The 11,745-nt window shown below is 35.3% G+C and carries 5 protein-coding genes and 5 pseudogenes; 1 reads left to right on the forward strand and 9 read right to left on the reverse strand.

Going from position 1 to position 11,745, the window contains the following annotated elements:
• Positions 1–104: 104 nt before the first annotated feature.
• From grdD to AZF37_RS06760, 9 genes and pseudogenes are all read right to left on the reverse strand, one after another.
• Positions 105–1,210 (reverse strand): annotated as a pseudogene (grdD, locus tag AZF37_RS06720) (glycine/sarcosine/betaine reductase complex component C subunit alpha); the annotation flags it as partial.
• 61 nt (positions 1,211–1,271) lie between these two features.
• Positions 1,272–2,793: pseudogene (gene grdC, locus AZF37_RS06725) on the reverse strand (glycine/sarcosine/betaine reductase complex component C subunit beta).
• A 77-nt stretch (positions 2,794–2,870) separates the two neighbouring features.
• Positions 2,871–3,923: pseudogene (locus tag AZF37_RS12410) on the reverse strand (glycine/betaine/sarcosine/D-proline family reductase selenoprotein B).
• Positions 3,924–3,952: 29 nt separating this feature from the next.
• Positions 3,953–4,393: a glycine/sarcosine/betaine reductase complex selenoprotein A gene (gene grdA, locus AZF37_RS06735; protein ID WP_088370120.1), complete on the reverse strand. Its 441-nt coding sequence runs from the start codon at positions 4,391–4,393 to the stop codon at positions 3,953–3,955.
• A gap of 45 nt (positions 4,394–4,438) precedes the next feature.
• A pseudogene (locus AZF37_RS06740) lies at positions 4,439–5,726 on the reverse strand (glycine/sarcosine/betaine reductase component B subunit).
• Between the two features lie 172 nt (positions 5,727–5,898).
• On the reverse strand, positions 5,899–6,468 hold the full coding sequence (locus AZF37_RS10970; protein WP_088370121.1) for a GrdX family protein: 570 nt from the start codon (positions 6,466–6,468) through the stop codon (positions 5,899–5,901).
• Entirely contained in the window at positions 6,428–7,051 is a 624-nt protein-coding gene (gene plsY, locus AZF37_RS06750) for a glycerol-3-phosphate 1-O-acyltransferase PlsY (RefSeq protein WP_088370122.1), read from the reverse strand. Before plsY ends, AZF37_RS10970 begins: the two co-directional genes overlap by 41 nt.
• A 60-nt stretch (positions 7,052–7,111) precedes the next feature.
• A pseudogene (locus AZF37_RS06755) lies at positions 7,112–9,035 on the reverse strand (DUF4914 family protein).
• 57 nt (positions 9,036–9,092) lie between these two features.
• Positions 9,093–10,163, reverse strand: coding sequence for a hypothetical protein (locus AZF37_RS06760; RefSeq protein ID WP_088370123.1), 1,071 nt, complete (start codon positions 10,161–10,163; stop codon positions 9,093–9,095).
• 197 nt (positions 10,164–10,360) lie between these two features.
• On the opposite strand from AZF37_RS06760, the gene AZF37_RS06765 reads away from it, so the two are divergent.
• Positions 10,361–11,740: an ATP-binding protein gene (locus tag AZF37_RS06765; protein WP_088370124.1), complete on the forward strand. Its 1,380-nt coding sequence runs from the start codon at positions 10,361–10,363 to the stop codon at positions 11,738–11,740.
• The last annotated feature ends 5 nt before the right edge of the window (positions 11,741–11,745 follow it).

Raw genomic sequence — 11,745 nt, forward strand, 5'->3', positions numbered from 1 at the left:
AAGAAAAGAGAAGTCTGAAACCATTTTCTTTTGGTTTTTTCATAAATAAAAGAGAAAGTCTATTATATAATAGACTTTCTCAATTTATCCGAATGCTAAATATATCATTTTTCTTTTAAAACAGCTCTGGCTTGGTCTAAATCTTCATCAGCAACCATTACAATTGGTCCAGTACATCCCATTCCGCTAGAAGCATAAATATTTTCCTTCCATAATGCATGAACTGCATCTTCTAAATCTAAAATTTCAATGCCAGGAATATCAGAAGCAGTTGGTTTTGAAGGTGGTTCAACAATTGGTTCTTCCTCTTTGCTTTCCTCAACTTTTGATTCAAGACCTTGAAGTATTTTATCCAATCCAGCAATTTTTGCTTTAGCAAACTCTTCATCAACAGTAGCAGTTAGATTACCTTCAGCACATAAAGCAGCATAACCAATTGCTCCAGCTGCTACATTGGCGCCACTGGCTCTTGATAGAATACAGATAATTCGATCACAAAACCTTCTCCGACGCCTGGTCCATAGCCGTATCCTAACGCTTCATAGTCTCCACCACTGGAAAAAGCACTAAAAATTTTCATCAATACATTTCCTGTTAAACTATCCACAGTCATTACAATAGGCACGCCCAATAATAAATCATTGCCTCTCATTACAAAGCCCCCATCGCTTCTTGCTGATTCAGCAAAATCCAGTGGATAACCATTTTCTTCTAATTGCTTTAAGACCCTTTCGACTTGTCTTACTCCTTCAATATTTAAAATACCTACTGGAGGATTTTTAATACCACAAGTTTTTGCTACTCCAATTCCAGCAATTATATTTTTAACCATTGCTGCTACACGGTTAATGGATGATGTACCAGTAGTATTGGCCACAAACATCTTTTTACCTTTACCAGGAGTAATAACACGACCTACTGTAGACACGCCGATAGGAAAATTATAGTGCATTGTTACTGCACCATCTAAGGTTCCTTCTTCAAGCATACGATCCATAGTCTCATGAGCTTCTTCCTCTGAACGAACACGAACAACTTCTAGCTCAGTATTCACATTATTGCCAATGACAAATATTTCAATGTGACTGTTTCTCCTGCTAGCAAGTTCCGCACCTCTGACAATTTCACTCTCACCATGTTCGCTGCCTAAAGTAGTAATACCTATACGAACCTTTTTACCGAGATGGGCTGTTTCTAGGGCACTGGCGACCTATTCTAAGGTTTCTTTCAAATAGGAGACTTTACTGCATTTTCCAACAAAGCCACCTCCTTTATATATTATCAGCTAACTTGCGAATTGCATCAGCAACCATGCTGCGCACTTCCTCTTTATCAATAACCTTTCCTTTGTATCTTTAATTTCACCAGGATTACTTTCAATTAAGAAAGAAACGCCATCAAATAAATTGGTAAGACGACCAAGGAAAAGACTACCCTTACCAATGATCATTACTTTTTCCATCCGCAAATCCAATATAGGGAACACCATATGGAATATGTCCTTGTGTCGGTGCATAACCAACTAGGCCTTTTTCCATAACTACTTTTTCTATTTCAGAACGCTCAAAATCCCCTCTTTTAACGCCTAGTGCCGCAATCATTTTAAAGTTCGCTAATGGCACATCTCAAGCACCAGCAGGCACTGTAATCTCAGGATTTTGCATTTCTGGTGAAAATTTATCAATGTCCTTTAAAGAAATACCTACTTTATCTAACGGGTCAATTACAATTGCTGTCATTACTGCCTGTGGAGCAGATCCTGCTCCTATAGTGTGGCGACCTACAACATCCGTTCTAATAATTGGGCTAGCACCATCATTTTCTGAGATATGAATAGCAAATGTACTTAAGCAATCCTCTAAAACAGGCATATTTTTTTCAATATGTGATTTTGAGTTCATACCTAATTTAGCTGTTGAGCCACCTGCAACAACAACAACATTTTTATAAACTCCCCGCTTTAACTAAAGCAGCAGCTTCAACTAGAGCATGAGCTGGTCCAGCACAGAAACTTCTTGTGTCGTTACCTGTAGCATTATTACAGCCACAAATTTCACCAATAGCTTTAGCAATATTACCGCCACCTCTTTGGTTCATATCACCGCAAGCTTCTTCAGAACACTCAATAATATAATCAACTTGCTCAGGTCTTAAGTCAGTCTTATTAAATAACTGTAATAAATTAGCTGCACAAGATGCTTTACTAGCAAGGTTTTGAAACATTACATGACTTGTTAAAACAGCATCAAACTCATGAGCTTTTTTAACACAACCAACTAAACGACCAGCATAATAAATGCCTTCAGCATCTTCTTCTTTAACTAAACGTTCGATTTCTTCAAATTTTAGACCTTCGCCATCTAATTTTTCAAGATGTTTTTCCATTACATTAAATTCTTCTTTTTTCGAAAGCTTAGCTTTTGTTGACGCTTGGAAACCATCCTCTAGGAGAACTAAACCAAATACATCGACAGCCTTCATTAAACCTATTAACTCATTTTCATAGTAAATAGCACCAAAACGGCCTTCTCTTGAAGAAGTTGATAACGAATTACCATACCAAGGTTGTTTATGACATCTTAATTGTTATGGTGTTCCATTTCCTATATAAACCTGATTTGGCACATATTTAACAAATTCGTCGTAGTTTCTCAAACACTTCTTCAAATTTTTAACATGCTCAGAATCAGGATGTTTTAGCAACTCTGTTGTTTGTGTTGTACCCTGATGAATTGTCATAGTTGGTGCATTAAACAAACTATATGATGCACTTTTGATTACTGGAAAACTCATTATAAGATTCCTCCTTTATTCTTAAAAATAAGGGGATACCAATCATTTGAATTGGTTTCCCCTTTAAACATCACGTATTAATCTTCAAATACTGTTTGTTCTGTCACTTCAGTTTGAAGTGCTTTTAGTGCTTCTCTGACTAACTTTCTTCTCAATTCCTTTTCTTCTTTTTCACCTAAAGCTGGATTGCCTAATGGGTAAGGAATAGCTACAGTAGAAACAATTCTATTAGCTCCAACTGTCATTGAAATTGGTACTACTGGAATAACTCTATCTAAGCCATCGTTTGCATAAACTGGATCAAAACCACCATGAGCAGTTTCACCATTTGAAGGATTTAAATCATCAATACCTTCAATGCTATATTTACCATATTTAGATGCACTAGACGCCTCAATACGATCTGGATTCCCTTTCGGAACTGGTCCCCCAGATGAAACGATTGCTATTTTTGCTTTTGTAATATCTTTAATTGGCGGTGCTGGATCAACTCTATCAAAAACAGGTATTTCATACTCTGTTTCAAAAACTTCACCTTTTAATTTCTTCACCAATAAATCTACAGCTCTTTTAGCACCTTTTTTCACAGAATAAATTTTTACGCAAACCTCGTGGTAATTAACCTTCTTCTGCTGGAGTGCCAAGAGTTTCACCTACTACTAGTTTCAAAACAATAGCAGACATAATTTTAAGTGCATCTTTCATTGTTGCAGCTGAGTTACCAGTTGCTACAATTAGTGCATCTTTCTTATACATATCAGCACCAGGGTTTTCTTCATACATACCACTGATTACCGGAATGTTTAAGGTCTCTGATACTGCTTTGCAAACAGCACCACAAGCTACGCCATAACGACCAGCGTTAAAGGCAGGGCCTGCAATAAAAATATCTGGATTTTCTTCTTTAATCATTCCCAATATTTTTCTGTAGCTTCTTCAATATTTTCATTGAAGTAAGTATCACCACAGATAATGGTAGATGTAATGGTTGCTTTATCTCCAAAAGCAGCTTGAAGTCCCATTCCTGGTCCTTTTACACCTGCTATTTTTTCCGGAGCATAATCTGTTTTATCTTCACCACCAATACCACCATAAAACTGGTTAATGTAATGGACTATTTTCACTCCCAAGGTTCTCCCTCCTTTTATTTTTGGATTACCTATTTTCTAAATGATTTTACTGCTTCGCATAATGTATCCACATCAAGTACCATTTCCATCATACCTGCTTGCTCATCATATACTTCGGCATCAACTCCATCTTTTAATTCAAAAATGTGATATACTTCAAGTCCCAACTGAACTCCTGCTAATGGACCTGCATAAGAGGGGTCACCTTCTGTTACTGTTTCAGCAGCTAGAGCAGCAGCTTCTGCCTCTCCTGCACCTAATACAACAACTAAGTCTTTACCATACTCTTCAGCTAAATCTTTGATTCTAGCTTGATTTTCTAAGTCCATAGCACCTGCGCTTGTTCAAACAAAGCATTCTGTTGTAGCTAGTACTACGTCAGCGCCGGCTGTTTTAACAATTTCAGCAATAGCATCTCCTGGAACACCATCACGGTCTCCAAGGATAGCCACTTTTTTACCTTTTAACACGGCCTTTTCCTCCTTTGATTTCCTCTTCTATAATATTTATTCTGGTTAGTATGTTCTTGCAGAAAGATATCCGTAGCCTACTTCACTTGTTGCTCCAGTGATTACCTGGATTTCAGCAGTAATACTACCATCTTTACTTAGACTTCCTTGGAAGCCACCTGCAATTACTTCTGGCTACTTCTGGATATCCAATTACAGTATCCATTGCAGGCAAGTGAACAATCTCGTTGGCATTTCCACCAGTCACAATTGCATCGCCTACAGGTGTAGAGTCAGCAAGTGATTGAGAACCACCATCTTGACCAGCATATTCATCAGTAATTAATACTGTCTTAACACCTTTTTTAGTGATTTTATTACAGTTCATTACTAAATCAGCATCTGGATTACCAAAGCCTTCTTCAGAAATAATTACTGCATCAGCTCCTAAAAATTCAACTAATTTAGCCGTCATATTTGAAGAACGTTCTTTATCCATAAGTGTAAAATTTAAATTTGTAATGATACATCCTAAGAAATTATAGTCCTTACCATGACGCTTATACAGTTCTTCAATTATAGGATGATTCATATGCACATAGCTAGGATTTTTATCACAAGCAGAAACACAGTTACCACTAACGATAGCGCCATCAAACACTTCTGTTGGATATAGGAAAGTAGGCATAATCTTCTTTCCATCTACACCATACACATAAGTATCGTGTAATAATCCTTGAGTTTGTAGCATATACACATAAAGTACCTTTGGTAAATCTGGGTACATTTGCGCTTGCTCCAAAATCGGTTTTGTCTCATAGGTTTTAATTTCATCAGGCTTGACGTCTTTACCTGCTTTACCTACATAAATGTTTGCTCTGAAACCAGCTAGTCGAACAATCTCTTCACGCTCGTGTTGTTTTACGCCATCAATAGGCTCTATTTTTAACACAATGTTGTTTGTTTTAGAAAATGGTGTATATTCAGCTCCTGGGCCACTCATATCGACAATACCTTCTTGGAATCCAACGATGCGACCGGTAGTCACAATGGCTGCTCCCTTAAGAACGTGAGTCGTTCCATTCCCTACTTGTTCAACGCCACTCATAAATCCTGGGAAAATGCCTCCGTCGCCTTCCACTTTTATGCGGGGCTCCATAACATCTTTAACAGGAATAATGCGTATCTTTTCGCCTGGTTTTGCTAGGTAAACTTCCACAGAAGCTACTCTCTCATCTTCTTTAGCTACTTGGATTAACTCTTCCTCATTAATAAAAAGAATGCCATCCTTCACTTCTGTAGACTTTCCAAACTGAACATCCTTAATCATAATATTTCCTACATTCAGTTGCAAAACCTTCACCTCCTTTAGATTTAATATATACTCAGCTTTTTCAAGTATTGTAAACCTTTACATTTAGTAATATACTAAACGGTACAGACCGTTCTTCAGACCCTCTAGTCCAGTCTAAAGCAATCCCAAATCAATGGTTTGAAAATCATAATCAATTTTCTCCAATTCAGCCTCAGACCAATGGCGAATAGGCTTCTTGAATTTTGCTGCTGTACCAATGGCGAATAGGCTTCTTGAATTTTGCTGCTGTACCAATGGCATTCTCTATTAGTTTTAGAGAATTAAAGTTAACTGGCCCTGTACTTATATCTAAAATAATTGACTTGTACTCTGTTTCATGGGGCTTAACGCTCCCTGTCAAAGGATGACTGATTAAAGCATGTCCTTCATGAACAAAATCTCGAACTCTGTTTAAAACACTATCGAAATCTCCTTCTACAAAGTAGGCTGGATATGCCTCTTTAACTAATTTATTATTCGTTACAATAAAAACTTTTTTAATCATAATCAAACCCTTGTGAATTATTTTACAACCTAATTCAAAAATAAAACTCCCTTTCCATAGGCAAAAATGACTTGAAAGAAAGTTCATTGTTAATAATAGAATCGTAATTTTTTCTTCAATTGCAATTGTAACATTTACAATAAAAAGTAAATGCTTTCTTAGGGATTTACATAAAGTTTTTCTATGTTCATTATCCTTATTTCTTATTCTTTTTATGGGTGATTTTATTCTCTTCACCCTTTAACAGCTTCTTAATATTACTCCTATGTTTGATAATGATAAATAAAGCAACGCCAATACCTGCTAAGCGCACTATAAAGTTAATATGAAGTCCAGAAATCCACTCAGGAATAATTAAAATAATAATCCCTACAACAGCAGCTGTCATCGAGGCTAAAGAAACATACTTAAATAACAACAGACATATCGCAAAAACCACTAACACAATAGCAATTTGTATAGGCGCTAAAAACATAAAAATACCTGCACCTGTAGCAACCCCTTTACCTCCTTTAAACTTAGCAAAAAGAGGATAACCATGACCTACAACAGCAAAAAGACCTGCAACTAAAGCTACAATCTCTCCACCAATATAGAAGCCCATTAATGTAGCAAAAAAGCCTTTAAACATATCACATGCAATAACGCAAACGCCCCATTTAGTGCCCAAGACACGACCTACATTTGTGCCCCCTAAATTACCGCTACCATGCTCTCTTACGTCAATACCTTTGACAGCCTTGCCAATTATTAATGCAAATGGGATTGAACCTAATAAATAACCTATTAGCGCTCCAATTATATAGCCAATTACAGTCATTTTTTATTCCTCCTATTTATACAAAAAACAGGACCAGGGTTCTGATCCTGTTTTAGTTTTTTAGCCCACTATTTTAATTTTACTTTTTTCAACAATATATGTTGCAGGCATTAATTGATTTAGCACCTCAATTGATTCATCTCTAATAAAAGCTTCTATAATCTCTTTTCCAAGAGGATCTAAATCTTCAGTTAAAAACGGTCTTAACTCTTCTTTAAAGAAATTAGTCAAGATGCTGGCACCTTTTTCAAAACCATCTTCGCCAATATACTTATACTTCTGCTCTTCAACATTTAACAATCTTGTTGGAATTTCTTTACTGTCAAGTTTCACACGCTTCATACTATATCCTAATACAGGATGACCCTGATCATGAAGCTAACTTCTTTTGAAAGGTGCTTGACCTCTTCGAGATAAATATTCTCTTGAAGGCCATTCAGCTTTAAAGCCAACTTTATAGCTACCAATATGTTGATTTGGAATTAAAACATAACGGGTTTCTGGTGTGCTTACCATTTGATGAAGCAAAATATTAGCCTAATCTAAACGTTTGCCTTTGGCAAATGGCCAACCAATAGGAACCGACCCCTCGCTACCCATAGAAGTAGTTTCAATAATACTAGGGTTTCCGTAACCTCTTGGTGCAACTAAACGCCAGAGCCATGCAATAGCTGGTGGTAAAACATGAAATAGTCCAACAACTCCATAGCCTACTCTATCTTTAGTTGTAGGTGGTGTACGCAAACCAAAACTTCTTAAGTCAACCTCCACTATATCATCTTTAGTCGCTCCAAAATATTCTCTTGGAACTACTACTCGAGGATTGGAACATGGTTTGCCAGGCTCATACATAATATGCTCCCAAATTAATGCAGTAGACTTTGGAGCTGCATCAATATTCAGAAAAATCATGGGGCCTTTTGGATGAATTGTTAAGCGCTCTAAATCAGGCTCAGAGCCATACTCTTTTATATGGTCCACTCTTTAAAAACCAACCGGATTCAGCATCAGTAACTACCATTTTTTTGCCATTTTGAATAGCAGGTGGTGTAAGTGCCATATCATCCAGTTACAGGTTTTAATTTTGAGTTGTCATTTAAATCAATATATATACGATCATGATTTATAAGATCTTCTCCTAAAAGAACGCTACCATCAATCTCCCTAGTTATTTGCTCAAGCATTTCACCTTTTACCACCAATTTCACTTTTACCACCACCAGATGCACCTTCATGCATAATAGTATAGGTATTTTCATAAGGTGTTGTAACTTGAACCGTAGAAGCATGAAGAGTATTCCACCCTTCCTTCTCAGCAAAATCCAAAAGAATACTGTAAACACCTTTTTTGGCACTAGGACCTGGGTAAAGATTATAAGAAAACACTTCATGCAAGCCCTCTTCTCTATTGTGGACAACAACCTGCTTACCATGGCAATAAGTATGTCTAAATGGTGGAGCGACATACATAATCCCTTTAGGTTCAAAATTATCTTCTAATTCATCTGCTGGAATAAAATCTTGGATGTCGGCTAATGCCCCAGCAAAAAATGCAGCATTAGCAAGTACTAGAGGAATTGAAGGATAACCAAATTTCTTCCCACCAGATATAAATGGCATTGCAATCACACTATCTAATGTTTTAAACCACTCAATAGTATCTTGCCTTAATTGATCAAAAGACTCACCAAAACGATGTTCAAAAGTTTCTTTATCGGTAGGCCTGTCCATCTGCAATCACCATACAATTAGGATCTCTCCGTCTCATGTAACGATCTGTATAATTAATAGCCAATCCATTTTTACACTGCGCAACTGTACATTCCACTACTTTGCCAATACCTGGAATTGTATAGTAAACTTCAAAAAAATCATTGGATTTACAATCATTTCCCAAAGCTAAATTAAAAAGCTCTTCTCTGCTTTTAGGGAAAATAATCTCTGTTGACTCAAATATAGATTGAGTTTCTTCAGGTAATGTTATTTTTTCATTATATCTTTCATTTAAACTATCTCCTTCTCCTCAGCCTTAATATAAAGGCTAAGTGTTATTTGCCTTGCTGGTACTGTTCAAACGATTATACCTAAGTATAAATTCTTCAAAGTCCAGTTTGAAATTATTATTACCAGCATCTATGAAAATTAGAGATTCAAAAACTTTAGCTGACAAACTTTCCCCAGTTACTTCATAAGTTACTACTGCTCTTGAAGCTCCTTTTGCCTCAATTTTCTTGACACTTTTAATCTCATAATCTTTGCCATTAACCAAGTCAAACAAAGCTTTTAAATAGGCTTGATTAGTACTGTTCATTATATCCATGTCACTTGAAATATATAAACCTTGAGGACTCTTCAAAAAACTGGCCTCATCTGTATTTTTTATTTCGCTGAATAAAGACATGGCTACTGCTTCTGTAGGCAACGGTGCTTCAACATCATTTACATTTACAATATTATTAATCAAAGTAAACATTATAACTAAAAGCAAAGCAAGTAAAGCAATTAATCCAAAAATCATCTTCCAGAGTTTTTTACTAGTTTTTTTATTTTTCTTTGTTCTTGCTGTCATTTCCATTGTTGCATCATCTAAGACATTATAGTCATCTTTTTTGCGACTCCTAGACCCCTTTCCCCTCTGGCTTTTCATCTTCCTATTTGAAATTCCTCTTCCTTTTTTTTCTTTGCTCTTAAAAAAAGTGTTTTCAATGGTATCTTCTTTATCAAAGATACCATTGAATGTTGTTTCTTCTGTTGAATGAAGAGGATCTTCCAATACATCTTCTAAAGCACTGTAATATTCGTCTTTACTTCTGCTATTTAAAGGCTCATTGCCTAACTTCTTTTTTAAGAAAGAATAATACTCATCATCTGATTCCTTTTTTATTTGATTTAATTCATCTCTAGGGATTGCCCATTTATCGTTTTTAGTATGTTCATCTCCCAAAAATTCCTTAACCAGATCATCATAATTTTCAATCTTCTTGCTTTCTTTACTATATTTACTAGTAACTTTATCTGTTTTTCGAATAAGAAAATCATCACTTGCACCACAGCGAACACAATAAACTGGTGTTGATTCAAATTCTTTTCCACAATACTTACATTTTTTCACTGACATGCCCCTTTATGTAAAATAAATAACTTTTTATATTAGATTAGTTTAATTACTTTACAATTATAATATTTTTTTTCTAATTTATCAAATACTCCCTTTACATTGCTTAATATATTCGCTATAATCACTAATATAATCTTGATTATACTTATCTTGATTATATTAATAAAAATTAAGGTAATTTAGGTTATAATATGTTTATTGGAAGAAAAAATGCTCTACAATCACTAGAAGATAAATATGATGAAAACAAAGGCCACTTAATTGTTGTCTATGGAAAAAGAAGGCTGGGTAAAACTGCCTTTCTCAAAGAGTTTTCTAAAGATAAAGAACACTTTTTCTACATGTGTCGTGAGACTATTGATTCTGAGCAGATAAAATTATTTTCAGAAGAAATACTCGAAGATCATCCCATACGTTCTTTTATTTCAACATTTGATGATTGGGAAAAGGCTTTCATGTTTTTAGTCAATGAAGCCAAAGAGAAAAGAATATTGATTGTAATCGATGAATTTCCTTATTTAGCCCAAAGCAATAAAAGTGTGCTTTCAACACTTCAAAGCGTCTGGGATAATCACGGAGATAACACAAAACTAATGTGTATCTTAACGGGTTCTTCCCTTTCCTATATTGAAGATGAAATATTAAGTGAAAAAAGTCCTCTTTTCGGTCGGACTACTGGCGCAATTAAAATAGATGCTCTTACTTTCAAGGAAAGTCAAGGCATTTTAAATCAATTTAATATTGAAGAGCAGATAGCCTATTTTAGCTTTCTAGGGGGAGTTCCCCGCTATTTGAAAGGAATGAATCCAGAGAAATCAATCAGCGAAAATATCGACGATCAATTTCTCAATAAGTTCTCATTCCTATATCAAGAAATTGATTTTCTTATCCGAGAAGAACTGAGAGAGCCATCTACCTACTACGCCATCCTAGGTGCTGTAGCAAATGGCGCAAGTAAAATTAGAGATATTGCCGAAACAACCCAACTGGATAAAACTAAAATAAATGTCTATATAAAAAATCTAATTCAATTAAACATCCTCTATAAAAAAGTTCCCCTTCTACTTCCAGAAGAGAAGGTCAATCAACATAGAAGTCTGTACTTATTTAAGGAACCCTATTTTAAATTCTACTTTAGATTTATTGTTCCAAACTTATCCTTACTAGAAAATGACACAACCCACGAAGTTTTAAATAAGCGGATCATGCCTTATATAGACAATTACATTGAAGAGGATTTTCAACAAATAGCTATTGAACATTTAAAAGAATTAAATGGGAATAATAAACTCCCTCATGTCTATCAACAAATTGGTGATACTTGGAATGACAAAGTTAAAATACCAATATTTGGTTTCACCAATGATGATTGGGTTTTAGCTGGCAAAGCTTTTTATAAGCGACTACCAACAATGAAAGACATTGACATCATCAAACAAGACTTAGCAATTTATACAAAAGATTCTCAGAAAAAAACTGACTACTTCTTTTTCATCAACATGATATTGTCAGATGAATTAGAAACAATCAGTAAATTAGATGAACATATACACTTTATAAAAATTAATTAGAATTG

The sequence above is a fragment of the endosymbiont 'TC1' of Trimyema compressum genome (genome assembly GCF_001584725.1).
Lineage (GTDB): Bacteria > Bacillota > TC1 > TC1 > TC1 > TC1.

Excerpts from the sequence above, each read along its gene's own strand:
- AZF37_RS06765 (WP_088370124.1), top strand. The coding sequence starts at position 10,361 with ATGTTTATTGGAAGAAAAAATGCTCTACAATCACTAGAAGATAAATAT.
- plsY (WP_088370122.1), bottom strand. The coding sequence starts at position 7,051 with ATGACTGTAATTGGCTATATAATTGGAGCGCTAATAGGTTATTTATTA.